Below are 25,494 nucleotides of genomic sequence, written 5' to 3' on the forward strand. Positions count from 1 at the left end.
TTCAGCGAGGTCATCCGTGTCCACCACGACCCCCAACTCCGCCCAGACCCCCGAGACCGGCACCGCACGCGTGAAGCGCGGCATGGCCGAGCAGCTCAAGGGCGGCGTGATCATGGACGTCGTCACGCCGGAGCAGGCGAAGATCGCCGAGGACGCGGGCGCCGTCGCCGTCATGGCCCTGGAGCGGGTCCCGGCCGACATCCGCAAGGACGGCGGTGTGGCCCGCATGTCCGACCCGGACATGATCGAGGGCATCATCGACGCGGTGTCGATCCCCGTGATGGCCAAGTCCCGCATCGGCCACTTCGTCGAGGCCCAGGTCCTGCAGTCCCTCGGCGTCGACTACATCGACGAGTCCGAGGTCCTCACCCCGGCCGACGAGGTCAACCACTCCGACAAGTGGGCCTTCACCACCCCCTTCGTCTGCGGCGCCACCAACCTCGGCGAGGCCCTGCGCCGCATCGCCGAGGGCGCGGCCATGATCCGCTCCAAGGGCGAGGCCGGCACCGGCAACGTCGTCGAGGCCGTGCGCCACCTGCGCCAGATCAAGAACGAGATCGCCCGCCTGCGCGGCTACGACAACAACGAGCTGTACGCCGCCGCCAAGGAGCTGCGCGCCCCGTACGAGCTGGTCAAGGAGGTCGCCGAGCTCGGCAAGCTCCCCGTGGTGCTCTTCTCCGCGGGCGGCGTGGCCACCCCGGCCGACGCCGCGCTGATGCGCCAGCTCGGCGCCGAGGGCGTCTTCGTCGGCTCCGGCATCTTCAAGTCCGGTGACCCGGCCAAGCGCGCCGCCGCCATCGTGAAGGCGACCACCTTCTACGACGACCCGAAGATCATCGCCGACGCCTCCCGCAACCTCGGCGAGGCCATGGTCGGCATCAACTGCGACACCCTGCCCGAGACCGAGCGCTACGCCAACCGCGGCTGGTAATCACCCATGTCCCACGAAGCCCCTGTCATCGGCGTCCTGGCCCTCCAGGGCGACGTACGGGAGCACCTCGTCGCCCTGGCCGCGGCCGACGCCGTGGCCAGGCCGGTGCGGCGCCCCGAAGAGCTCGCCGGGGTCGACGGCCTCGTCCTGCCCGGCGGCGAGTCCACCACCATCTCCAAGCTGGCCGTCCTCTTCGGCGTGATGGAGCCCCTCCGCGCGCGCGTGCGTGACGGCATGCCCGTCTACGGCACCTGCGCCGGCATGATCCTGCTCGCCGACAAGATCCTCGACCCGCGCGCGGGCCAGGAGACCGTCGGCGGCATCGACATGATCGTGCGGCGCAACGCCTTCGGCCGGCAGAACGAGTCCTTCGAGGCCGCGGTCGACGTCAAGGGCGTCGAGGGCGATCCTGTAGAGGGCGTCTTCATCCGGGCTCCGTGGGTCGAGTCCGTCGGCGCCGGGGCCGAGGTGCTCGCCGAGCACGACGGCCACATCGTCGCCGTCCGCCAGGGAAACGCGCTCGCCACGTCCTTCCACCCGGAGCTGACCGGCGACCACCGCGTGCACTCCCTGTTCGTCGACATGGTGCGCGCCGACCGCGCGGCGGAGTCCTTGTAGGATCTCCGGGGATGTCTCCCAGGCTCGACGCTGGGGGAGTTCGTACAGAGACGGGTAACGCGAAGGAGACAGGCAGATGTCCGGCCACTCTAAATGGGCCACGACGAAGCACAAGAAGGCCGTCATCGATGCCAAGCGCGGCAAGCTCTTCGCGAAGCTGATCAAGAACATCGAGGTCGCGGCCCGCATGGGCGGCCCCGACCCCGACGGCAACCCGACGCTGTACGACGCCATCCAGAAGGCGAAGAAGAGCTCGGTCCCGAACAAGAACATCGACTCCGCCGTCAAGCGCGGCGCGGGCCTGGAGGCCGGCGGCGCCGACTACGAGACGATCATGTACGAGGGCTACGGCCCGAACGGCGTCGCGGTGCTCATCGAGTGCCTCACCGACAACCGCAACCGTGCCGCCTCCGAGGTCCGCGTCGCCATGACCCGCAACGGCGGCTCCATGGCCGACCCGGGCTCGGTGTCGTACCTGTTCAACCGCAAGGGCGTGGTGATCGTCCCCAAGGGCGAGCTGACCGAGGACGACGTCCTCGCCGCCGTCCTGGACGCGGGCGCCGAGGAGGTCAACGACCTCGGCGAGACCTTCGAGGTCATCAGCGAGCCGACCGACCTGGTCGCGGTCCGCACCGCCCTGCAGGACGCCGGCATCGACTACGAGTCCGCCGACGCCAACTTCGTCCCGACCATGCAGGTCGAGCTGGACGAGGAGGGCGCCAAGAAGATCTTCAAGCTGATCGACGCGCTGGAGGACAGCGACGACGTGCAGAACGTCTTCGCCAACTTCGACGTCAGCGACGAGATCATGGAGAAGGTCGACGCCTGAGCCGACGACCGCCGCGACGGGCCGACGGGACACCCCCCGTCGGCCCGTCGCTTTGCGGGCGTTGTCGGTGGCACCCGATAGCCTGCAGGAACAGGCGATCGAAGGGAGGGGCGCGTGCGCGTACTGGGGGTGGACCCCGGGCTGACCCGCTGCGGGGTCGGCGTCGTCGAGGGCGTCGCGGGCCGGCCGCTCACCATGCTGGGCGTCGGCGTCGTGCGCACGCCCGCGGACGCGGACCTCGGCCACCGCCTCGTCGCCATAGAGCAGGGCATCGAGGAGTGGCTCGACGCGTACCGGCCGGAATTCGTCGCCGTGGAGCGCGTCTTCAGCCAGCACAACGTCCGCACGGTCATGGGCACCGCCCAGGCCAGCGCCGTCGCCCTGCTGTGCGCCTCCCGCCGCGGCATCCCCGTCGCCCTGCACACCCCCAGCGAGGTCAAGGCCGCCGTCACCGGCTCCGGGCGGGCCGACAAGGCCCAGGTCGGCGCCATGGTCACCCGTCTGCTGCGGCTCGCCGCGCCCCCGAAGCCCGCCGACGCCGCCGACGCCCTCGCGCTCGCCATCTGCCACATCTGGCGGGCCCCCGCCCAGAACCGGCTCCAGCAGGCCGTCGCCCGGCACACGGCCAAGGGCCCGGGGGTCTCCCGGGCCCCGCAGACCCCCTCCGCAACACGAGCCCCGGCAGCCCCGGCAGCATCGCAAGCCCCGCAAGCATCGAAAGGCCGTACGACATGATCGCCTTCGTCAGCGGCACGGTCGCCGCACTCGCCCCCGACGCCGCGGTGATCGAGGTCGGCGGCGTCGGCATGGCCCTCCAGTGCACGCCGAACACGCTCTCCGCCCTCCGGGTCGGCCGGCCCGCCAAGCTCGCCACCTCCCTCGTCGTACGGGAGGACTCCCTCACCCTGTACGGCTTCGCCGACGACGACGAGCGCCAGGTCTTCGAGCTGCTCCAGACCGCCAGCGGCGTCGGTCCCCGCCTCGCCCAGGCCATGCTGGCCGTCCACACCCCGGACGCCCTGCGCCGCGCCGTCGCCACCGGCGACGAGAAGGCGCTCACCGCCGTGCCCGGCATCGGCAAGAAGGGCGCCCAGAAGCTGCTGCTGGAGCTGAAGGACCGCCTGGGCGAGCCCGTCGGCGCCCCCGCCGTCGGCACCCCGGTCACCTCCGGCTGGCGCGACCAGCTGCACGCCGCCCTCATCGGCCTCGGGTACGCCACCCGCGAGGCCGACGAGGCCGTGGCCGCCGTGGCCCCGCAGGCCGAGGCCGCCGGGGGCACGCCCCAGGTGGGCCGGCTGCTGAAGGCGGCCCTGCAGACGCTCAACCGCGCCCGATAGCCGTACCGAGACCCCGAGGCATACGCAATGAACTGGGACGACACGACGGACACCGCCGCCGAGCGGCTGGTGGGCCCTGTCGCCGACCGCGAGGACCAGGCCGTCGAGGCCGCCCTGCGCCCCAAGGACCTGGACGAGTTCATCGGCCAGGAGAAGGTCCGCGAACAGCTCGACCTCGTCCTGCGCGCCGCACGCGCGCGCGGTGCCACCGCCGACCACGTGCTGCTCTCCGGCGCCCCCGGCCTCGGCAAGACCACCCTGTCCATGATCATCGCGGCCGAGATGGGTGCCCCCATCCGCATCACCTCCGGCCCCGCCATCCAGCACGCCGGCGACCTCGCCGCGATCCTGTCCTCCCTCCAGGAGGGCGAGGTCCTCTTCCTCGACGAGATCCACCGCATGTCCCGGCCCGCCGAGGAGATGCTGTACATGGCGATGGAGGACTTCCGCGTCGACGTCATCGTCGGCAAGGGCCCGGGCGCCACCGCCATCCCCCTCGAACTGCCGCCGTTCACCCTGGTCGGCGCCACCACCCGCGCGGGCCTGCTGCCGCCCCCGCTGCGCGACCGCTTCGGCTTCACCGCCCACATGGAGTTCTACGAGCCCGCCGAGCTGGAGCGGGTGGTCCACCGCTCCGCGAGCCTGCTCGACGTCGAGATCGACCCGGACGGCGCCGCCGAGATCGCCGGCCGCTCCCGCGGCACCCCCCGCATCGCCAACCGCCTGCTGCGCCGCGTCCGCGACTACGCCCAGGTCAAGGCCGACGGTGTGATCACCAAGGAGATCGCGGCGGCGGCCCTCGCGGTCTACGAGGTCGACGCGCGCGGCCTCGACCGCCTGGACCGCGCCGTGCTCCAGGCCCTGCTCAAGCTGTTCGGCGGCGGCCCGGTCGGCCTGTCGACCCTCGCCGTCGCGGTGGGGGAGGAGCGGGAGACCGTCGAGGAAGTGGCCGAACCCTTCCTCGTCCGGGAGGGCCTGCTGGCCCGCACCCCCCGCGGCCGGATCGCCACCCCGGCGGCGTGGGCGCATCTCGGCCTCACCCCGCCCGGCCCGCAGACCGGGGGCCCCGGGGGAACCGGAGGAAACGGACAACAGGACCTGTTCGGGACGTGAGGGCCGGGCAGGGCGACACGAGGACGCGGGCAGGACACCGCGAGGACGTCGTGAACGCGCCATGACGGCGCCGCGACGGCGAGCGCTTCGGCCGCAGCAGGAACTCCGGTGTCATGCTGAGCGTTGTTCCCTGCGCGCGGACTCGCTTAGACTCCGCCGATGCCGCCTCTGTCGGCAGCACACATACCCCCAACCATCAGGCCGCCCACCATCGCGGTCGTGTGAAGGAAGTACCGACCCGTGAGTCTCGTGACCCTCCTCCCGTTCATCGTGCTCATCGGGGCCATGTTCCTGATGACCCGGTCGGCCAAGAAGAAGCAGCAGCAGGCCATCGAGATGCGGAACCAGATGCAGCCCGGTTCCGGCGTCCGCACCATCGGGGGCATGTACGCCACGGTCAAGGAGGTCAACGAGGACACCGTCCTCCTCGACGCCGGCCCCGGCGTCGAGCTGCTCTTCGCCAAGAACTCGATCGGCGCCGTCCTGTCGGACGACGAGTACAACCGCATCGTCCACGGCATCGAGCACGACCTGAAGACCGATGCCGACATCGTCCCGGACGACGCTTCCTCCCTCACCGAGCCCGACGCCTCCGACGCCTCCGACGACAAGCCCGTCGACCTCGGCAAGAAGGACGCGGACGACGAGCCCGCCGAGGTGAAGACGGACGACGAGCCGAAGAAGACCGACGGCGACACCGAGGCGAAGTAACGGTGCCCCGGGGCGCGCGGACGTCGACCGCGCGCCCTCGGGCATGCACGGCTTCCACGGGATCCCGACACCATGCCATGGCCGCCCGCACACCGACCCGGCGTGCGGCGGCCCGAGAGGGAGTACGAGAAGGTGCCAGCACCTAGAAAGGGCCGGAGCGCGAGCGCCCAGAGCAAGCCGGGACGCTCGCTGGCCCTGATCCTGATCGCCATCGTGGCGCTCACCGGCGGTATGTTCGCCTCCGGGCACACCACTCCGCGTCTCGGCATCGACCTGGCCGGCGGTACGAGCATCACGCTCCGGGCGGTCCCCGAGGCCGGCCAGGAGTCCGCGATCAACAAGACCAACATGGACACCGCGGTCTCCATCATGGAGCGCCGTGTCAACGGTCTTGGCGTCTCGGAGGCCGAGGTCCAGACGCAGGGCGAAGACAACATCATCGTCAACATCCCCAAGGGCACGAACTCCGAGCAGGCCCGGGAACAGGTCGGCACCACCGCCAAGCTCTACTTCCGCCCGGTCCTCGCCACCGAGCTCTCCGGCCCCGCCCCGACGGCCAGCCCTTCGCCGAGCGCCTCCGAGAGCGCCGGGGACAAGGCGACGGACACGTCGGACAAGCCGGGCAAGGAGACGGCGACCTCGTCGCCGTCCGCCCCGGCCAGTCCCTCGGCGAGCCCCACCACCCAGGGCCGCGCGGTCACCGACGCCCTGAAGGCCGACCCGACCCCGTCCGGCAGCGGCTCCGCGAGCGCCGCCTCGTCCCCGTCCGGCAGCGCCTCCCCGTCCCCGAGCGGCAGCGCCTCCGGTGACGCGGACAGCAAGCTCCAGGCCGCGTACGCCGCCCTCGACTGCACCGACCCCGAGGCCCGCGCCAAGGCCGGCGACGGCTCCAAGCCGACCGACTCCATCGTGGCCTGCGGCAACTCGCAGGGCCAGTGGCAGAAGTACCTCCTCGGCCCCGCCGAGGTCGACGGCACGGACGTCGACAAGGCCCAGGCCGTCTTCAACACGCAGACCGCCGCCGGCTGGACCGTGACGATGGAGTTCACGGGCGACGGCACCAAGAAGTTCGCGAGCATCACCGGCAAGCTGGCGCAGAACCAGTCCCCGCAGAACCAGTTCGCCATCGTCCTGGACAACGACGTCGTCTCCAGCCCCTACGTCAACGAGGCGCTGACCGGCGGCAACGCCGAGATCTCGGGCAGCTTCACCCAGGAAGAGGCCCAGAGCCTGGCCAACATGCTGTCCTACGGCGCCCTGCCGCTGACCTTCAAGGAGGACAGCGTCACCACCGTCACCGCCGCCCTCGGCGGGGACCAGCTGCGGGCCGGCCTGATCGCGGGCGCCATCGGCCTCGCCCTCGTCGTGCTCTACCTGCTGGTCTACTACCGCGGCCTGTCCTTCATCGCCGTCGCCTCGCTGCTGGTCTCCGCGGCCCTCACCTACGTGATCATGTCGCTGCTCGGCCCGGCCATCGGCTTCGCGCTGAACCTCCCGGCCGTCTGCGGCGCCATCGTCGCCATCGGCATCACCGCGGACTCGTTCATCGTGTACTTCGAACGCGTCCGCGACGAGATCCGCGAGGGCCGCTCGCTGCGCCCCGCCGTCGAGCGGGCCTGGCCGCGCGCCCGGCGCACCATCCTGGTCTCCGACTTCGTGTCGTTCCTCGCCGCCGCGGTCCTCTTCATCGTCACCGTCGGCAAGGTGCAGGGCTTCGCGTTCACGCTCGGCCTGACCACCCTCCTCGACGTCGTGGTGGTGTTCCTCTTCACCAAGCCGCTGCTGACGCTGATGGCCCGCCGGAAGTTCTTCGCGAGCGGCCACAAGTGGTCCGGCCTCGATCCGAAGAGCCTCGGCGCCAAGCCGCCGCTGCGCCGCACCCGCCGTCCCGCCCGCCCGGCCGCCGGCCCCGTCGACCCGAAGGAGGCGTGAGAGATGTCGAAGCTCGGCAACCTCGGCGCCCGGCTCCACCGTGGCGAGATCGGCTACGACTTCGTCAAGAACCGCAAGATCTGGTACGGCATCTCGATCCTGATCACCATCACGGCCATCGTCGGCCTGACGGTGCGCGGCCTGAACATGGGCATCGAGTTCCAGGGCGGCGCCGTCTTCACCACGCCGAAGAACACCGGCGTCTCCGTGGCGCAGGCGGAGGAGCACGCGGAGGAGGCGTCCGGCCACGACGCCATCGTCCAGAAGCTCGGCGACGGCAGCCTGCGCATCCAGGTCGCGGGCATCGACACCGACAAGTCGGACCAGATCAAGAAAGACCTCGCCGCGGACCTGAAGGTCGACGCGGAGGAGATCAACGCCGACCTGGTCGGTCCCAGCTGGGGCGACCAGATCGCCAACAAGGCCTGGCAGGGCCTCGGGATCTTCCTGATCCTCGTGGTGATCTACCTGGCGATCGCGTTCGAGTGGCGCATGGCGCTCGCCGCGTTCGTCGCGCTGATCCACGACATCACCATCACCGTCGGCATCTACGCCCTCGTCGGCTTCGAGGTCACGCCGGGCACGGTGATCGGTCTGCTGACCATCCTCGGTTACTCGCTCTACGACACGGTCGTCGTCTTCGACAGCCTCAAGGAGCAGACGAAGGACATCGGCAAGCAGACCCGCTGGACCTACAGCGACATCGCCAACCGCTCGATCAACAGCACCCTGGTCCGGTCCGTCAACACCACGGTGGTCGCGCTGCTGCCGGTCGCGGGCCTGCTGTTCATCGGCGGCGGTGTCCTCGGCGCCGGCATGCTCAACGACATCTCGCTGTCGCTGTTCGTGGGCCTCGCGGCCGGCGCGTACTCCTCGATCTTCATCGCCACGCCGCTCGTCGCCGACCTCAAGGAGCGCGAGCCGCAGATGAAGGCCCTCAAGAAGCGCGTCCTGGCCAAGCGGGCCCAGGCCGCGGCCAAGGGCGAGCCCACCGAGGCCGACCTCGCCGAAGAAGCCTTCGACGAAGAGGCCGAGGACATCGAGGACGCCGAGGACGCGGCCCCCGCCGTCGTCGGCCCCCGCAACCAGCCCGCGTCCCGCAACCGGGGCCGCGGCCGTCCTTCGGGGAAGCGCCGATGACCGACCTCACCGACGTCAGGGCACTCCTGCTCAGCCGCATCCGCGACGTGGCCGACTACCCGGAGCCGGGCGTGATGTTCAAGGACATCACCCCGCTCCTGGCCGACCCGGCGGCGTTCACCGCGCTCACCGACGCGCTGGCGGCGATCGCCGAGCGGCACGGCGCCACCAAGATCGTCGGCCTGGAGGCGCGCGGTTTCATCCTCGGCGCCCCGGTCGCGGTCCGCGCGGGCCTCGGCTTCATCCCCGTCCGCAAGGCCGGCAAGCTCCCCGGTGCCACGCTCCGGCAGGCGTACGACCTGGAGTACGGCTCCGCCGAGATCGAGGTGCACGCCGAGGACCTGACCGCCGGGGACCGCGTCCTCGTGGTCGACGACGTCCTCGCCACCGGCGGCACCGCCGAGGCGTCCCTGCGGCTGATCCGCCGGGCGGGAGCCGAGGTCGCGGGCGTCGCCGTCCTGATGGAGCTGGGCTTCCTCGGCGGGCGGGCCCGCCTGGAGCCGGCGCTGGACGGCGCCCCGCTGGAGGCACTGCTCACGGTCTGACCGCGCTCACCGCACGCACGAGGCGGGCCCCGGAGGAATCCGGCGCCCGCCTCGTGCGTTTCTCCCGTAAGCGATCCTCACACCGGCCGGCAGGCGATCCCGGGGCCCAGGATCGCTACCATGGGTTGTCCGGAGCCTGACCGGGGGACCCGGACCGCGCACGAGGAGTCCTCTTGCCAGACGAGGCCCAGCACCTGACCGCCGCCAAGCCCGAGCCCGCCTCGGCGCCCGCGGCGAAACCCGCGCCGAGCGAGCCGCACGCGAAGAACGACACCCGCGGGCCGATCCGGCACGCCCAGCCGGCACCCGTCGACAAGCCCGCCGGGCAGCCCCGCCCCAAGCCCGCGCCCCCCGAGCGCCCGCAGAACGCGCCCGTCGTCCGCACCCCCGCGGGCCCGCCCGCCCGCTCCGGCTCCTCCAACCGCGTCCGCGCCCGCCTCGCCCGCCTCGGCGTCCAGCGCGCCAACCCCTACAACCCGGTGCTGGAGCCGCTGCTGCGGATAGTCCGCAGCAACGACCCCAAGATCGAGACGTCGACGCTCCGCCAGATCGAGCGCGCCTACCAGGTCGCCGAGCGCTGGCACCGCGGCCAGAAGCGCAAGAGCGGCGACCCGTACATCACGCACCCCCTCGCCGTCACCACCATCCTCGCCGAGCTCGGCATGGACCCGGCCACGCTGATGGCCGGCCTGCTGCACGACACGGTCGAGGACACCGAGTACGGCCTGGAGGACCTGCGCCGCGACTTCGGCGACGTCGTCGCCCTGCTCGTCGACGGCGTCACCAAGCTGGACAAGGTCAAGTTCGGCGAGGCCGCCCAGGCCGAGACCGTGCGCAAGATGGTCGTCGCCATGGCCAAGGACCCCCGCGTCCTGGTCATCAAGCTCGCCGACCGCCTGCACAACATGCGCACCATGCGCTACCTCAAGCGCGAGAAGCAGGAGAAGAAGGCGCGCGAGACCCTGGAGATCTACGCGCCGCTCGCCCACCGGCTGGGCATGAACACCATCAAGTGGGAGCTGGAGGACCTCGCCTTCGCGATCCTCTACCCCAAGATGTACGACGAGATCGTCCGGCTGGTCGCCGAGCGCGCCCCCAAGCGCGACGAGTACCTCGCCATCGTCACCGACGAGGTCCAGCAGGACCTGCGGGCGGCCCGCATCAAGGCGACCGTCACCGGCCGCCCCAAGCACTACTACAGCGTCTACCAGAAGATGATCGTCCGCGGCCGTGACTTCGCGGAGATCTACGACCTGGTGGGCATCCGCGTCCTCGTGGACACCGTCCGCGACTGCTACGCGGCCCTCGGCACGGTGCACGCGCGATGGAACCCGGTCCCCGGCCGGTTCAAGGACTACATCGCGATGCCCAAGTTCAACATGTACCAGTCGCTGCACACGACGGTCATCGGCCCCGGCGGCAAGCCGGTCGAGCTGCAGATCCGCACGTTCGACATGCACCGCCGCGCCGAGTACGGCATCGCCGCGCACTGGAAGTACAAGCAGGAGGCCGTCGCCGGAGCTTCCAAGATCCGTACCGACGCGCCTAAGACGTCCGGTAAGGACAAGGACGCCATCAACGACATGGCGTGGCTGCGGCAGCTCCTGGACTGGCAGAAGGAGACCGAGGACCCCAGCGAGTTCCTGGAGTCGCTGCGCTTCGACCTCTCCCGCAACGAGGTCTTCGTCTTCACCCCCAAGGGCGACGTCATCGCGCTCCCGGCCGGGGCGACCCCGGTCGACTTCGCGTACGCCGTCCACACCGAGGTCGGCCACCGCACCATAGGAGCGCGCGTCAACGGCCGCCTCGTCCCGCTGGAGTCCACGCTGGACAACGGCGACCTGGTGGAGGTCTTCACCTCCAAGGCGCCCGGCGCGGGCCCCTCCCGGGACTGGCTCGGCTTCGTGAAGTCGCCGCGCGCCCGCAACAAGATCCGGGCGTGGTTCTCCAAGGAGCGCCGCGACGAGGCGATCGAGCAGGGCAAGGACGCCATCGTCCGCGCCATGCGCAAGCAGAACCTGCCGATCCAGCGCATCCTCACCGGCGACTCCCTGGTGACGCTCGCCCACGAGATGCGCTACGCGGACATCTCCGCGCTGTACGCGGCGATCGGCGAGGGCCACGTCTCCGCGCAGAACATCGTGCAGAAACTGGTCCAGGCGCTCGGCGGCGAGGAGGCCGCCACCGAGGAGATCGACGAGGCGGTCCCGCCCTCCCGCGGCCGCGGCCGCAAACGCCGCACCAGCTCCGACCCGGGCGTCGTCGTCAAGGGCGTCGAGGACGTGTGGGTCAAGCTCGCCCGCTGCTGCACGCCCGTGCCCGGCGACCCGATCATCGGCTTCGTCACGCGCGGCAGCGGCGTATCGGTTCACCGCAGCGACTGCGTGAACGTCGAGTCGCTCTCCCGCGAGCCGGAGCGCATCCTCGACGTCGAGTGGGCGCCCACCCAGTCGTCGGTCTTCCTGGTCGCCATCCAGGTCGAGGCCCTGGACCGCTCCCGGCTGCTGTCGGACGTCACGCGCGTGCTGTCCGACCAGCACGTCAACATCCTCTCCGCGGCCGTCCAGACCTCCCGCGACCGCGTCGCCACCTCCCGCTTCACCTTCGAGATGGGCGACCCCAAGCACCTCGGGCACGTCCTCAAGGCGGTCCGGGGCGTGGAGGGCGTCTACGACGTGTACCGGGTGACGTCGGCGCGCAGGCCGTCGTAGGAGCGGAAAGCGGCAGCGGGAAGGCCCCCGTACCGAGCGGTACGGGGGCCTTCCCGCGTCAGCGGGCGGGGCCGGGTCAGCCGCCGAACTCCTGCAGACCCTTCAACGCCTGGTCCAGCAGCGCCTGACGGCCCTCCAGCTCCTTCTGGAGCTTGTCGGCCTTGGCGTCGTTGCCCTGGGCACGCGCCTGCTCGATCTGGCGCTGGAGCTTGTCCACGGCGGCCTGGAGCTGTCCGGTCAGCCCTTCGGCACGCGCGCGTGCCTCCGGGTTGGTCCGGCGCCACTCGGCCTCCTCGGCCTCCTGGATGGCCCGCTCCACCGTGTGCATCCGGCCCTCGACCTTCGGCCGGGCGTCGCGCGGCACATGGCCGATCGCCTCCCAGCGCTCGTTGATCGAACGGAACGCGGCCCGCGCCGCCTTCAGGTCCGTGATCGGCAGGAGCTTCTCGGCCTCCTCGGCCAGCTCCTCCTTGAGCTTGAGGTTCTCCGCCTGCTCGGCGTCACGCTCGGCGAACACCGAGCTGCGGGCGGCGAAGAAGACGTCCTGGGCGCCGCGGAAGCGGTTCCACAGGTCCTCCTCGTGCTCGCGCTGGGCGCGGCCCGCGGCCTTCCACTCGGCCATCAGCTCGCGGTAGCGCGCGGCCGTCGGACCCCAGTCCGTCGAGCCCGACAGCGCCTCCGCCTCGGCCACCAGCCGCTCCTTGATCCGGCGGGCGTCCTCACGCTGCGCGTCCAGCTGCGCGAAGTGCTGCTTGCGCCGCTTGGAGAACGCCGACCGGGCATGCGAGAAGCGGTGCCACAGCTCGTCGTCGGACTTGCGGTCCAGCCGCGGCAGCCCCTTCCAGGTGTCCACCAGGGCGCGCAGCCGCTCACCGGCCGCCCGCCACTGGTCGGACTGCGCCAGCTCCTCCGCCTCGGCGACCAGCGCCTCCTTGGCGTGACGGGCCTCGTCGGCCTGCCGCGCCCGCTGCGCCTTGCGCTGCTCGCGGCGCGCCTCCACCAGCTCCACGAGCTTGTCCAGCCGCGCCCGCAGCGCGTCCAGGTCGCCGACGGCGTGGTGCGCGTCCACCTGCTCCCGCAGGTGCTCGATGGCGGCCAGGGCGTCCTTCGCCGACAGGTCGGTGGTCTTCACTCGCTTCTCGAGGAGGCCGATCTCGACAACCAGGCCCTCGTACTTGCGCTCGAAGTAGGCCAGCGCCTCGTCAGGAGAGCCGGCCTGCCAGGAACCGACGACCTTCTCGCCGTCGGCCGTACGCACGTACACGGTCCCCGTCTCGTCGACGCGGCCCCACGGGTCGCTGCTCACAGCGCCTCCTCCACATGATGCCTGCTGAGGGGCTGAGACCCCCGGGCATCGTCCACAGTTTCGTCACGGCCAACATAGGCGACCGGCGGGTGGCCTGTCCGCATCCCGCGCGACCGAAATTCCGCAGATGGCGGTCAGGATTTGGTGACCGTCGCCTTGTCGATGACGACGGTCGCGTTCGGCGCGGTGTTGCCCGTCTGGGGGTCGGGCGCCTGCGCTCCGGCGGAGGCGATCTTCTTGAGGACCTTCATGCCCGCCTCGGACACCGTACCGAACGGCGTGTAGTCGGGCGGCAGCTGACTGTCCTGGTAGACCAGGAAGAACTGGCTGCCCCCGGTGTCGCGCCCCTGCTGCGTCTGCGCGTTGTACTGGTTGGCCATCGCCACCGTGCCCGCCGGGTACACCCCGCCCTCGAGGCTCTTGTCCTTGAGGTTCTCGTCCGGGATCGTGTAGCCGGGGCCGCCCGCCCCGGTGCCCTGCGGGTCGCCGCACTGCAGGACGTAGATGCTCTGGTCGGTGAGCCGGTGGCACTTGGTGTGGTCGAAGTAGCCCTTGCCGGCGAGGAAGTGGAACGAGTTGACCGTGCGCGGTGCCGCCGACGCCTTCAGGTCGATGTCTATCGTCCCGCAGGTCGTGTCGAGCCTCATCGTGTACTTCGCCGACTTGTCGATGGTCATGGCCGGCTCCTTCTTCCAGGTCGCCGTCTTGACCTCGCCCGCGGCCGGCTTCCCGCACGGGTCCGGGGCCTTGCTGGTCGCGCTCGGGGTGACCTCGGCGTTCGCGTTGGCCTTGTCGTCGCCGTCGTCCTTGAAGGCGCCGCTCGCGTACAGTCCGGCGCTGCCCACCAGGACCACGCCGAGCACCGATGCGATCACCGCGTTGCGCATGCGGGCCTTGCGCCTGGCGGCGGTGCGCCGCTGCTGCTGCCGCAAGAACTTCTCCCGGGCGAGCTGACGCCGCCGCTGTTCCTGGCTGACCACCGGGTTCTCTCCTCATGCGTCTACGTGTGCCGACCGGTACGCGTGCGTGCCCGTGGCCGGGCGTGCGCGTGTAGCCCCGTACCGTATATGGGTTCGCTGAGGAATCGGCACCGCCGGTAGGCTCTGACCTGGGCGCAGCCCGCTCGCAAGCCCACCCGTATCCACACAACGAAGGACGATCGTGCTCATTGCCGGGTTCCCCGCCGGGGCCTGGGGGACGAACTGCTACCTCGTCGCCCCCGCCGCCGGTGAGGAGTGCGTGATCATCGACCCCGGCCACCAGGCCGCCCAGGGCGTCGAGGAGGCACTGAAGAAGCATCGGCTCAAGCCCGTCGCCGTCGTCCTGACCCACGGCCACATCGACCACGTGGCCTCGGTCGTCCCGGTGTGCGGCGCGCACGACGTGCCGGCCTGGATCCACCCCTCGGACCGCTACATGATGAGCGACCCCGAGAAGGCGCTCGGCCGCTCCATCGGGCAGCCGCTGATGGGCGAGCTGACCGTGGGGGAGCCCGACGACGTCAAGGAGCTGGCCGACGGCGCGAGGCTGGAGCTGGCGGGGCTGGAGTTCTCCGTCGCGCACGCGCCGGGCCATACCAAGGGGTCGGTGACCTTCGGCCTGCCCGAGGCGGCGGACATCCCGCCGATCCTGTTCTCGGGCGACCTGCTGTTCGCCGGCTCCATCGGACGCACCGACCTGCCCGGCGGCGACATGGCCGAGATGCTCGACTCGCTGGCCCGCGTGTGCCTGCCGCTCGACGACTCGACCGTGGTGCTGTCCGGCCACGGCCCCCAGACGACCATCGGCCAGGAGCGCGCCACCAACCCCTATCTGCGGCAGGTGGCCGCCGGCCCGGGAGCGGACGTGGAGAACGCTCCCCGACGAGGAATGTGACGAGAGACCTCCCGTGAGCACCTTCAAGGCCCCCAAGGGCACGTACGACCTGATCCCGCCGGACTCCGCCAAGTACCTGGCCGTCCGCGAGGCGATCGCCGCCCCGCTGCGCAACTCCGGCTACGGCTACATCGAGACGCCCGGCTTCGAGAACGTCGAGCTGTTCGCGCGCGGTGTCGGCGAGTCCACCGACATCGTCACCAAGGAGATGTACGCCTTCGAGACCAAGGGCGGCGACAAGCTCGCCCTGCGCCCCGAGGGCACCGCCTCCGTGCTGCGCGCCGCCCTGGAGGCCGGCCTGCACAAGGCGGGCAACCTCCCGGTCAAGCTCTGGTACTCGGGTTCGTACTACCGCTACGAGCGCCCCCAGAAGGGCCGTTACCGCCACTTCTCCCAGGTCGGCGCCGAGGCGATCGGCGCGGAGGACCCGGCGCTGGACGCCGAGCTGATCATCCTCGCCGACCAGGCGTACCGCTCGCTGGGCCTGCGCGACTTCCGCATCCTGCTCAACAGCCTGGGCGACAAGGAGTGCCGCCCGGTGTACCGGGAGGCACTGCAGAACTTCCTGCGGAGCCTGGACCTCGACGAGGACACCCTGCGCCGCGCCGAGATCAACCCGCTGCGCGTCCTGGACGACAAGCGCCCGGACGTCCAGAAGCAGCTCGCCGACGCCCCGCTGCTGCGCGACTACCTCTGCGACGCCTGCAAGGCGTACCACGAGGAGGTCCGCGAGCTGATCACCGCGGCGGGCGTGGCCTTCGAGGACGACCCGAAGCTGGTGCGCGGCCTGGACTACTACACCCGCACCACCTTCGAGTTCGTCCACGACGGGCTGGGCTCGCAGTCCGCGGTGGGCGGCGGCGGCCGCTACGACGGCCTGTCCGAGATGATCGGCGGCCCCGCGCTGCCGTCCGTCGGCTGGGCCCTCGGCGTGGACCGCACGGTCCTCGCCCTTCAGGCGGAGGGCGTCGAGCTCGAACTGCCCGCCACCACCAGCGTCTTCGCGGTCCCGCTCGGCGAGGAGGCCCGCCGGGTGCTGTTCGCGAAGGTCACCGAGCTGCGCAGGAACGGCATCGCCGCCGACTTCTCCTACGGCGGCAAGGGCCTGAAGGCCGCGATGAAGGCCGCCAACCGCTCGGGCGCCCGCTACGCCCTGGTGCTCGGCGAGCGCGACCTGGCCGAGGGCGTCGTCCAGCTCAAGGACATGGAGTCCGGGGAGCAGACGGCGGTCGGCGTGAACGAGATCGTGGCGGAGCTGGAGTCGCGGCTCGGCTGAGGACACCCGCGAACGCGCCGGGTGCCGCCATCGGCACCCGGCGCGTTCGTTCACGCGTGCGCCCCTGGAACGGGCGTCGGCCGAAACCGCCCGCCCGGGCCGTCCGCCCGTCCCTCCTTACGCGCAGCGAACGGTGGACACACACGCGCGTGCGGCACAATGGCCGTGCCCGAAGCACCTCCGAACCCTCTAGTGACGGAATCGGCGTGATGAGCAAGACGACACTCAAGGACGTCTCCACCGAGCCCGAGCCCTCGTCGGCGCGCACCGCCGCCGCACCGCGCGCCGAGGGCGGCAGCCGTGCCTTCGCCCTGCTGCTGGTGATCACGGGCGCGGCCGGACTGCTCGCCGCGTGGGTCATCACGCTCGACAAGTTCAAGCTGCTCGAGGCCAAGGTCGAGGGCAAGACCTTCACGCCCGGCTGCAGCCTCAACCCGATCGTCTCCTGCGGCAGCGTCATGGAGAGCGAGCAGGCCGCCGCCTTCGGGTTCCCCAACCCGATGCTCGGCCTGGTCGCCTACGGCATCGTCGTCTGCGTCGGCATGAGTCTGCTGGCCCGCGCCCGCTTCCCGCGCTGGTACTGGCTCACCTTCAACGCGGGCACGCTCTTCGGCGTCGGCTTCTGCGCCTGGCTGATGTTCCAGTCGCTGTACCGGATCAACGCCCTGTGCCTGTGGTGCTGCCTGGCCTGGGTCGCCACCATCGTCATGTTCTGGTACGTGACGTCGTTCAACGTCCGCAAGGGCTTCCTGCCGGCGCCCGCCTGGCTCAGGGGCTTCTTCGGCGAGTTCACCTGGGTCCTGCCCGTGCTGCACATCGGCATCATCGGCATGCTGATCCTGACCCGCTGGTGGGACTTCTGGACCAGCTGACGGCCCCGCGGGGACTGTCGGTGCGGTGCTTTAGGGTTTCAGCGTGGAGCCCGACCTGTTCACCGCCGCAGCAGAAGAACGCCAGGAGAAGGAGCCGTCGAGCAGCCCGCTGGCGGTCCGGATGCGCCCGCGCACCCTCGACGAGGTGGTGGGCCAGCAGCACCTGCTCAAGCCCGGCTCACCCCTGCGCCGCCTGGTCGGCGAGGGCGCCTCGGGCAGCCCCGCTGGCCCCTCCTCGGTGATCCTGTGGGGCCCGCCCGGCACCGGCAAGACGACCCTGGCGTACGTCGTCTCCAAGGCCACCAACAAGCGCTTCGTGGAACTGTCGGCGATCACCGCGGGCGTCAAGGAGGTCCGCGCGGTCATCGACGGCGCCCGCCGCGCCTCGGGCGGGTACGGCAAGGAGACCGTCCTCTTCCTCGACGAGATCCACCGCTTCAGCAAGGCCCAGCAGGACTCCCTGCTCCCGGCCGTGGAGAACCGCTGGGTGACCCTGATCGCCGCCACCACCGAGAACCCGTACTTCTCGGTGATCTCCCCCCTCCTGTCCCGCTCCCTCCTGCTCACCCTCGAACCCCTCACCGACGACGACGTCCGGGGCCTGCTGCGGCGCGCCCTGGCCGACGAGCGCGGGCTGAACGGCGCCGTCGCCCTCCCCGAGGACACCGAGGACCACCTGCTGCGCATCGCCGGCGGCGACGCCCGCCGCGCCCTGACCGCCCTGGAGGCCGCCGCCGGGGCCGCCCTCGACAAGGGCGAGACGGAGATCGGTCTGACCACGCTGGAGGAGACGGTCGACCGGGCGGCGGTGAAGTACGACCGCGACGGCGACCAGCACTACGACGTCGCCAGCGCCCTGATCAAGTCCATCCGCGGCTCCGACGTCGACGCCGCCCTGCACTACCTGGCCCGGATGATCGAGGCCGGCGAGGACCCCCGCTTCATCGCCCGCCGCCTGATGATCTCCGCCAGCGAGGACATCGGCCTCGCCGACCCCACCGCGCTGCCGACCGCGGTCGCCGCCGCCCAGGCCGTCGCCATGATCGGCTTCCCCGAGGCCGCCCTCACCCTCAGCCACGCCACCATCGCCCTCGCCCTCGCCCCCAAGTCCAACGCCGCGACCACCGCGATCGGTGCCGCCCTGGACGACGTACGCAAGGGACTGGCCGGTCCCGTGCCGCCGCACCTGCGCGACAGCCACTACCAGGGCGCCGGGAAACTCGGGCACGGGCAGGGGTACGTCTACCCGCACGACCTGCCCGAGGGCATCGCCGCCCAGCAGTACGCCCCGGACGCCCTCAAGGACCGCGAGTACTACACGCCGACCCGGCACGGCGCCGAGGCGCGGTACGCGGACGCCGTCGAATGGACCAGGAAACACCTCGGTCGCAGGCGCTCGTGACCACCCTGTAGACTGCTGCGAAGTGCTGCGTCCCGTGTCCGGCCCTCATCCGAGGCGACCGGCACCACCAGAGCGGGACATCCAGCCGGAGGACCGGTCCGCCGGAACTCCAGGAGCGTCGCGCACCGGCGAACGGTGTCGCGGGCAGCCCACCACCACCCGAAGCTCCGGGAACGGTCGGTGGGCCACTCGCGTGCTGCACGTATGTGCCCAGACCAGGGGATCGGCTGCCTTGCAGGTCCCAGCGGACCCGCGGGGTTTCCCCGGCTGCGGATGCGACCTCCCCTAACCCTGGTGAAGCCGTATTCGCACAAGAACATGAGGTGTTTGGTTCATGGCGAACCAGTCCCGCCCCAAGGTCAAGAAGTCGCGTGCCCTCGGCATCGCGCTGACCCCGAAGGCCGTCAAGTACTTCGAGGCCCGCCCCTACCCGCCGGGCGAGCACGGCCGCGGCCGCAAGCAGAACTCGGACTACAAGGTCCGTCTGCTGGAGAAGCAGCGCCTGCGCGCTCAGTACGACATCTCCGAGCGCCAGCTGGTCCGCGCCTACGAGCGCGCGTCCAAGGTCCAGGGCAAGACCGGCGAGGCCCTGATCGTGGAGCTGGAGAAGCGCCTCGACGCGCTGGTCCTGCGTTCGGGCATCGCCCGCACGATCTACCAGGCCCGCCAGATGGTCGTCCACGGCCACATCCAGGTCAACGGCAAGAAGGTCGACAAGCCGTCCTTCGTCGTCCGCCCCGACGACGTGGTGCAGGTCCGCGACCGCTCCAAGGAGAAGACCCTCTTCACGATCGCTCGTGAGGGCGGCTTCGCCCCCGAGGGCGAGACCCCGCGCTACCTCCAGGTGAACCTCAAGGCCCTGGCGTTCCGCCTGGACCGCGAGCCGAACCGCAAGGAGATCCCGGTGATCTGCGACGAGCAGCTCGTCGTCGAGTACTACGCCCGCTGACCCCAGCCGGACGCAGTACCACCCCAGCGGTACCTCAGCCCGCCGTCTCCCCGCCCTTCCGGGTGGGCGAGGCGGCGGGCTTCGCCGTGCGCGCGGACGCCTCCGGGGGCTCAACGGGCCTGCGCGGCGCCGGCAGACCTCCGTCACGGGACCCCGGCCGCCGCAGCGCGCGGGCGACCGCCTCCTCACGGCCCAGCCGGGACCCCTCGCGCACGCACTCCTCGTACCGCTCGTCGCCCAGCCGCTCCCGGGCGGTCGCCTCGCACAGCTCGTGCGGCGCGTTGTAGTGCGCCGAGCCGAACAGCCGCAGCCCCACCGACGGCCACATCCGCTCCGCGGCACCCTGCAGCACCGCCGCCTCCACCGCGTCGCCCTCCGTCACCGTGACCAGGGCCAGCAGTTCCACCGACAGCACCGAGGCGAGCAGATCACGGAAGCCGTGCGAGCCGCCCAGGCACTCGGTCAGCAGCTCCCGCGCCCGCACCGGGTCGCCGTTGCTCCAGGCCGCGTACGCCAGCACGTACTGCGCATAGGAACGGGTCCACCGCTCGCCGTGGTCCTCGCACACCCGGTACACGTCCTCGCACAGCCGCACCGCCTCCGCCAGGTCGCCCTGGAACGCCCGCGCCATCGCCAGCTCCACCTGGCCCATCAGCACGTTGCTGTTGAGCTCGCCGGTCTCGTGGTAGCGCTCCAGCGCCGAGCGCAGCAGCGTCTCCGCGCGGGCCATGTCGTCCGTGACCAGCGCCAGACAGCCGGTGCGGTGCTCCGCGTACGCCAGCGCCGTCGCGTTCGCCGTCCGCTCCGCCTCCCGGCGGCACTCCTGGAGCGCCGCCCGCGCGGGCACCGTGTCGCCCTGCAGGACCGCCACGTACCCGAGCACCCACAGGGCCTTGAGCCGGGGCAGCTCGTGGGCGGGGCGTCCCGCCCGCGGCCGTGTCGCCTGCTCCAGCCAGTGCCGCCCCTCCGACAGCCGCCCGCAGCCGACCCAGAGGAACCACAGGGAGCCCGCCAGGTACTGGCCCAGATGCGCCTCCTGCGGATCGGCCAGGCCGTGTTCCAGGGCACCGCGCAGATTCGGCAGCTCCGCCTCGACGCGCGCGGCGACCTCCCGCTGGCGCGGCGAGAACCACTCCAGCTCGCACCAGGTCGCCAGGCCCAGGTACCAGTCCCGGTGCAGCCGCCGCACCCGCGCGGCGTCCCCCGTCGCCTCCAGCCATGCGGCGCCGTACGCCCGCACCGTGTCCAGCATCCGGTAGCGCAGCCCCGCCGGCGTCTCCTCGCGGCTCACCACGGACTGCCCGAGCAGGGCCGACAGGACGTCGAGCACCTCGTCGACGGGCAGGCCGCCGCCGCACACGTACTCGGCGGCCTCCAGGTCGAAGCTCCCCGCGAACACCGACAGCCGCGCCCACAGCAGCCGTTCCTCCGGCGTGCACAGTTCGTGGCTCCAGCCGATCGCCGTACGCAGCGTCCGGTGCCGGGGGAGGGCGGACCGGCCGCCGCCGGTCAGCAGGCGGAACCGGTCGTCCAGCCGCCGCAGCAGCTGCCCCGGCGACAGCACCCCCAGCCGCCCCGCGGCCAGCTCGATCGCCAGCGGGATCCCGTCCAGGCGCCGGCACAGCTCCCGCACCTCCTCCTCGTCCCGGGGCGTCACTCCCTGCTGACCCGCGCGCACCCGCAACAGCTCCGCCGCCTCGTCCACGCCCAGGGGCGCCAGCGGGAACAGCCGCTCCCCGGCCACCGACAGCGGTCTGCGCCCCACCGCCAGCACCCGCAGACCGGGCGCCCGGCCCAGCAGGTCCACCACCAGCGCGGCACACGCGTCCACCAGGTGCTCGACCCCGTCCAGGACCAGCAGCAGCTCCCGGTCGGCGAGATGCGCGAGCAGCGTCTCGCGGGGCAGCCGGGTGGTGTGGTCGGTGAGTCCCAGCGCCTCCACGACCGCGTAGCCGACGAACTCCGGATCGCGTACCGGCGCCAGGTCCACCTTCCCCCAGGCTCTCGGCCGCACCCGGACGGAGGGGTCCTCCGCCGCCCCGTCCCGGCGCGCCCACCGGGCCGCGGCACGCGCCGCCAGGCGCGACTTGCCGACCCCGCCCGTCCCGGTCACCGTCACCAGCCGCCCGGCGTCGAGCGCCCGGGCCAGTCCGGCCAGTTCCGCCGCGCGTCCCACGAACGCGTCGAGCTCCAGCGGCGGGCTCCCGTCCGGTGGCATGTCCTCGAGCCGATGATTCCGCATGGGACACGGAGCGTACTGAACCGTAATCACTCCGTACAATCGCTTCACGGAACCTCCCGGACGCGGCCGGTAATCCGGTACGGAGCCCCATTCCCGGCGCGATAGGCTCGTGTACACGACTTTTTTCGCTGTTCTCGATGTTCAGGCACGTTTCAGGGAGCGGGTGCACACAGTGTCCGGTGGAGAGGTGGCCGGGATCCTGGTGGCCGTCTTCTGGGCGATCCTGGTCTCGTTCCTCGCCGTCGCGCTGGCGAGGCTGGCCCAGACGCTCAAGGCGACCACCAAGCTCGTGGCGGACGTGACCGACCAGGCCGTCCCGCTGCTGGCCGACGCCTCCGCGGCGGTGCGCTCCGCGCAGACCCAGATCGACCGGGTCGACGCGATCGCCTCCGACGTCCAGGAGGTCACGTCGAACGCCTCCGCGCTGTCGACCACCGTCGCCTCCACCTTCGGCGGCCCCCTGGTCAAGGTCGCGGCCTTCGGCTACGGCGTGCGCCGGGCCATCGCCGGCCGCAAGGAGGACGCGCCCGCCGGGCCGTCGAGGCGCACCGTGATCGTGGGCCGCACCGTCCCGGCCTCGCGACGGACGAAGCGCACCGCACGGGACTCACGCGGAAAGAGGGACTGACCCAGCGATGTTCCGCCGTACGTTCTGGTTCACCACCGGCGTCGCCGCCGGCGTGTGGGCCACCACCAAGGTCAACCGGAAGCTGAAGCAGCTGACCCCCGAGAGCCTCGCCGCGACCGCGGCGAACAAGGCGATCGAGGCGGGCGAGCGGCTGAAGGACCGCGCGGTGGGCTTCGCCGTCGACGTCCGCGACAACATGGCCCGGCGCGAGGCCGAACTGGGCGACGCGCTCGGGCTGAACGCCCCCGTCGACCGTGAACTGCCCCCCTCGCGGCGCTTGGCCGCCATCGAGAACCACGACGGCCCGGCGTACGCCGAGGGCCCGGCGTACGCGAAGAACCCGCACCACCCCACCAACCCGTACAAGACCAACCCGTACAACCGGAATGAGGACCACTGATGGAGTCGGCTGAGATCCGCCGTCGCTGGCTGAGCTTCTTCGAGGAGCGCGGGCACACCGTCGTCCCTTCGGCGTCGCTCATCGCGGACGACCCGACTCTGCTCCTCGTCCCGGCCGGCATGGTGCCCTTCAAGCCCTACTTCCTGGGCGAGGTGAAGCCGCCGTTCCCGCGCGCCACCAGCGTGCAGAAGTGCGTGCGCACACCCGACATCGAAGAGGTCGGCAAGACCACGCGGCACGGCACGTTCTTCCAGATGTGCGGCAACTTCTCCTTCGGTGACTACTTCAAGGAAGGCGCCATCAAGCTCGCCTGGGAGCTGCTCACGAGCCCCCAGGACAAGGGCGGTTACGGCCTCGACCCCGAGCGCCTGTGGATCACCGTCTACCAGGACGACGACGAGGCCGAGCAGATCTGGCGCGACGTCGTCGGCGTCCCCGCCGAGCGCATCCAGCGCCTGGGCATGAAGGACAACTTCTGGTCCATGGGCGTGCCCGGCCCGTGCGGCCCCTGCTCCGAGATCAACTACGACCGCGGCCCCGAGTTCGGCGTCGAGGGCGGCCCCGCCGTCAACGACGAGCGGTACGTGGAGATCTGGAACCTCGTCTTCATGCAGTACGAGCGCGGCGAGGGCACCGGCAAGGACAACTTCGAGATCCTCGGCGACCTGCCGAGCAAGAACATCGACACGGGCCTCGGCCTGGAGCGGCTCGCCATGATTCTGCAGGGCGTGCAGAACATGTACGAGATCGACACCTCCATGGCCGTCATCAGGAAGGCCACCGAGCTGACCGGCGTCGAGTACGGCGCCGCCGCCTCCTCGGACGTGTCCCTGCGCGTGGTCACCGACCACATGCGCACCGCCACCATGCTCATCGGCGACGGCGTGACCCCGGGCAACGAGGGCCGCGGTTACGTGCTGCGCCGCATCATGCGCCGCGCCATCCGCAACATGCGCCTGCTCGGCGCCACCGGCCCGGTCGTCAAGGACCTGATCGACGTCGTGATCGGCATGATGGGGCAGCAGTACCCCGAGCTGATCACCGACCGCGAGCGCATCGAGAAGGTCGCCCTCGCGGAGGAGAACGCCTTCCTCAAGACGCTGAAGGCCGGCACCAACATCCTCGACACCGCCGTGTCCGAGACCAAGGCCGCCGGCGGCACGGTCCTGCCCGGCGACAAGGCCTTCCTGCTCCACGACACCTGGGGCTTCCCGATCGACCTCACCCTGGAGATGGCCGCCGAGCAGGGCCTGTCCGTGGACGAGGACGGCTTCCGCCGCCTGATGAAGGAGCAGCGGGAGCGCGCCAAGGCCGACGCCCAGGCCAAGAAGACCGGCCACGCCGACCTCGGCGCCTACCGCGAGATCGCCGACCGCGCCGGTGCCACCGACTTCATCGGCTACACCGACACCGAGGGCGAGTCCACGGTCGTCGGCATCCTCGTCGACGGCGTCTCCTCGCCGGCCGCCACCGAGGGCGACGAGGTCGAGATCGTCCTCGACCGCACCCCGTTCTACGCCGAGGGCGGCGGCCAGATCGGCGACACCGGCCGCATCAAGACCGACACCGGTGCCGTCGTCGAGGTCCGCGACTGCCAGAAGCCGGTCCCGGGCGTGTACGTCCACAAGGGCGTCGTCCAGGTCGGCGAGATCACCGTCGGCGCCAAGGGCCACGCCTCGATCGACGCCCGCCGCCGCAAGGCCATCGCCCGCGCCCACTCGGCCACCCACCTCACCCACCAGGCCCTGCGCGACGCCCTCGGCCCGACGGCCGCCCAGGCCGGTTCCGAGAACCAGCCCGGCCGCTTCCGCTTCGACTTCGGCTCCCCGTCCGCCGTTCCGCAGACGGTGATGACCGACGTCGAGCAGAAGATCAACGAGGTGCTCGCCCGCGACCTCGACGTGCGCGCCGACATCATGAGCATCGACGAGGCCAAGAAGCAGGGCGCCATCGCCGAGTTCGGCGAGAAGTACGGCGAGCGCGTCCGCGTCGTGACCATCGGCGACTTCTCCAAGGAGCTGTGCGGCGGCACGCACGTGCACAACACCGCCCAGCTCGGCCTGGTGAAGCTGCTCGGCGAGTCCTCCATCGGCTCGGGTGTCCGGCGTATCGAGGCCCTGGTCGGCGTGGACGCCTACCACTTCCTCGCCCGCGAGCACACGGTCGTCAACCAGCTCACCGAGCTGCTCAAGGGCCGCCCGGAGGAGCTGCCGGAGAAGGTCTCCACCATGCTCGGCAAGCTGAAGGACGCCGAGAAGGAGATCGAGAAGTTCCGCGCCGAGAAGGTGCTCCAGGCCGCCGCCGGCCTCGCCGAGTCCGCCAAGGACGTCCGGGGCGTCGCCCTGGTCACCGGCCAGGTCCCGGACGGCACCACCGCCGACGACCTGCGCAAGCTGGTCCTCGACGTGCGCGGCCGCATCCAGGGCGGGCGGGCCGCCGTGGTGGCCCTCTTCACCACGGTGAACGGCAAGCCGCTGACGGTCATCGCCACCAACGAGGCCGCCCGCGAGCGCGGCCTCAAGGCCGGTGACCTGGTCCGCACGGCCGCCAAGACGCTCGGCGGCGGCGGTGGCGGCAAGCCGGACGTCGCCCAGGGCGGCGGCCAGAACCCGGCCGCCATCGGCGAGGCCGTCGACGCCGTCGAGCGACTCGTCGCCGAGACGGCGAAGTAGGGCGG

Annotated in this window: 22 protein-coding genes; 19 read left to right on the plus strand and 3 right to left on the minus strand. The window is 71.3% G+C overall.

The window, feature by feature from the left end:
* The first annotated feature begins 16 nt into the window (after positions 1–16).
* The 11 genes from pdxS to relA all read left to right on the plus strand — a co-directional run bounded on the left by pdxS (position 17) and on the right by relA (position 11,867).
* A complete protein-coding gene (gene pdxS / locus ABZ340_RS09315; RefSeq protein WP_029383096.1) occupies positions 17–931 on the plus strand; it encodes a pyridoxal 5'-phosphate synthase lyase subunit PdxS in 915 nt (304 codons plus the stop codon).
* 6 nt (positions 932–937) lie between these two features.
* Positions 938–1,549 (plus strand): pyridoxal 5'-phosphate synthase glutaminase subunit PdxT, encoded by a 612-nt coding sequence (pdxT, locus tag ABZ340_RS09320; protein ID WP_358781132.1) that lies wholly within the window; start codon positions 938–940, stop codon positions 1,547–1,549.
* Positions 1,550–1,625: 76 nt separating this feature from the next.
* Positions 1,626–2,378 (plus strand): YebC/PmpR family DNA-binding transcriptional regulator, encoded by a 753-nt coding sequence (locus ABZ340_RS09325; protein WP_358781133.1) that lies wholly within the window; start codon positions 1,626–1,628, stop codon positions 2,376–2,378.
* A 114-nt stretch (positions 2,379–2,492) separates the two neighbouring features.
* Entirely contained in the window at positions 2,493–3,113 is a 621-nt protein-coding gene (gene ruvC, locus ABZ340_RS09330) for a crossover junction endodeoxyribonuclease RuvC (RefSeq protein ID WP_358781134.1), read from the plus strand.
* Positions 3,110–3,715 (plus strand): Holliday junction branch migration protein RuvA, encoded by a 606-nt coding sequence (gene ruvA, locus ABZ340_RS09335; RefSeq protein WP_358781135.1) that lies wholly within the window; start codon positions 3,110–3,112, stop codon positions 3,713–3,715. Before ruvC ends, ruvA begins: the two co-directional genes overlap by 4 nt.
* Before the next feature lie 27 nt (positions 3,716–3,742).
* The gene (ruvB, locus tag ABZ340_RS09340; protein WP_358781136.1) at positions 3,743–4,828 is read left to right on the plus strand and encodes a Holliday junction branch migration DNA helicase RuvB; all 1,086 of its coding nucleotides are present in this window, start codon (positions 3,743–3,745) and stop codon (positions 4,826–4,828) included.
* Between the two features lie 240 nt (positions 4,829–5,068).
* The gene (gene yajC / locus ABZ340_RS09345; protein WP_358781137.1) at positions 5,069–5,539 is read left to right on the plus strand and encodes a preprotein translocase subunit YajC; all 471 of its coding nucleotides are present in this window, start codon (positions 5,069–5,071) and stop codon (positions 5,537–5,539) included.
* Positions 5,540–5,671: 132 nt separating this feature from the next.
* A complete protein-coding gene (gene secD / locus ABZ340_RS09350; RefSeq protein ID WP_358781138.1) occupies positions 5,672–7,471 on the plus strand; it encodes a protein translocase subunit SecD in 1,800 nt (599 codons plus the stop codon).
* Between the two features lie 3 nt (positions 7,472–7,474).
* Complete coding sequence (gene secF, locus ABZ340_RS09355; protein ID WP_358781139.1) at positions 7,475–8,611, plus strand: protein translocase subunit SecF; 1,137 nt, start codon at positions 7,475–7,477, stop codon at positions 8,609–8,611.
* Positions 8,608–9,156, plus strand: a complete 549-nt coding sequence (locus ABZ340_RS09360) for an adenine phosphoribosyltransferase (RefSeq protein WP_358781140.1) — start codon at positions 8,608–8,610, stop codon at positions 9,154–9,156. The genes secF and ABZ340_RS09360 overlap by 4 nt, the downstream gene beginning before the upstream one ends.
* Positions 9,157–9,329: 173 nt before the next feature.
* The gene (gene relA / locus ABZ340_RS09365; RefSeq protein ID WP_358781141.1) at positions 9,330–11,867 is read left to right on the plus strand and encodes a GTP pyrophosphokinase; all 2,538 of its coding nucleotides are present in this window, start codon (positions 9,330–9,332) and stop codon (positions 11,865–11,867) included.
* 76 nt (positions 11,868–11,943) lie between these two features.
* Here relA and ABZ340_RS09370 read toward each other — a convergent pair whose 3' ends face one another.
* A complete protein-coding gene (locus tag ABZ340_RS09370; protein ID WP_358781142.1) occupies positions 11,944–13,173 on the minus strand; it encodes a DUF349 domain-containing protein in 1,230 nt (409 codons plus the stop codon).
* A 134-nt stretch (positions 13,174–13,307) separates the two neighbouring features.
* Positions 13,308–14,153, minus strand: a complete 846-nt coding sequence (locus ABZ340_RS09375; RefSeq protein ID WP_358781143.1) for a peptidylprolyl isomerase — start codon at positions 14,151–14,153, stop codon at positions 13,308–13,310.
* Between the two features lie 181 nt (positions 14,154–14,334).
* On the opposite strand from ABZ340_RS09375, the gene ABZ340_RS09380 reads away from it, so the two are divergent.
* From ABZ340_RS09380 to rpsD, 5 genes are all read left to right on the plus strand, one after another.
* On the plus strand, positions 14,335–15,048 hold the full coding sequence (locus ABZ340_RS09380) for an MBL fold metallo-hydrolase (RefSeq protein ID WP_358781144.1): 714 nt from the start codon (positions 14,335–14,337) through the stop codon (positions 15,046–15,048).
* A gap of 13 nt (positions 15,049–15,061) precedes the next feature.
* Positions 15,062–16,324 carry a histidine--tRNA ligase gene (hisS, locus tag ABZ340_RS09385; RefSeq protein ID WP_358781145.1) on the plus strand — a complete coding sequence of 421 codons (1,263 nt, stop codon included), beginning with the start codon at positions 15,062–15,064 and terminating at the stop codon, positions 16,322–16,324.
* A 209-nt stretch (positions 16,325–16,533) separates the two neighbouring features.
* The gene (locus ABZ340_RS09390) at positions 16,534–17,196 is read left to right on the plus strand and encodes a vitamin K epoxide reductase family protein (protein WP_358781146.1); all 663 of its coding nucleotides are present in this window, start codon (positions 16,534–16,536) and stop codon (positions 17,194–17,196) included.
* A 43-nt stretch (positions 17,197–17,239) separates the two neighbouring features.
* Positions 17,240–18,598 (plus strand): replication-associated recombination protein A, encoded by a 1,359-nt coding sequence (locus tag ABZ340_RS09395; protein WP_358781147.1) that lies wholly within the window; start codon positions 17,240–17,242, stop codon positions 18,596–18,598.
* A 334-nt stretch (positions 18,599–18,932) separates the two neighbouring features.
* Complete coding sequence (gene rpsD / locus ABZ340_RS09400) at positions 18,933–19,547, plus strand: 30S ribosomal protein S4 (RefSeq protein ID WP_358781148.1); 615 nt, start codon at positions 18,933–18,935, stop codon at positions 19,545–19,547.
* A gap of 34 nt (positions 19,548–19,581) precedes the next feature.
* Here rpsD and ABZ340_RS09405 read toward each other — a convergent pair whose 3' ends face one another.
* On the minus strand, positions 19,582–21,789 hold the full coding sequence (locus ABZ340_RS09405) for a regulator (RefSeq protein WP_358781149.1): 2,208 nt from the start codon (positions 21,787–21,789) through the stop codon (positions 19,582–19,584).
* A 163-nt stretch (positions 21,790–21,952) separates the two neighbouring features.
* On the opposite strand from ABZ340_RS09405, the gene ABZ340_RS09410 reads away from it, so the two are divergent.
* The 3 genes from ABZ340_RS09410 to alaS are packed head-to-tail and all read left to right on the plus strand — an operon-like array spanning position 21,953 to position 25,489.
* Entirely contained in the window at positions 21,953–22,417 is a 465-nt protein-coding gene (locus tag ABZ340_RS09410; protein ID WP_358781150.1) for a DUF948 domain-containing protein, read from the plus strand.
* A 7-nt stretch (positions 22,418–22,424) separates the two neighbouring features.
* On the plus strand, positions 22,425–22,817 hold the full coding sequence (locus ABZ340_RS09415; protein ID WP_358781151.1) for a hypothetical protein: 393 nt from the start codon (positions 22,425–22,427) through the stop codon (positions 22,815–22,817).
* Positions 22,817–25,489, plus strand: a complete 2,673-nt coding sequence (alaS, locus tag ABZ340_RS09420) for an alanine--tRNA ligase (protein WP_358781152.1) — start codon at positions 22,817–22,819, stop codon at positions 25,487–25,489. Before ABZ340_RS09415 ends, alaS begins: the two co-directional genes overlap by 1 nt.
* Positions 25,490–25,494: the final 5 nt, after the last annotated feature.

The organism is Streptomyces sp. NPDC006134, from assembly GCF_040628835.1.
Taxonomy (GTDB): domain Bacteria; phylum Actinomycetota; class Actinomycetes; order Streptomycetales; family Streptomycetaceae; genus Streptomyces.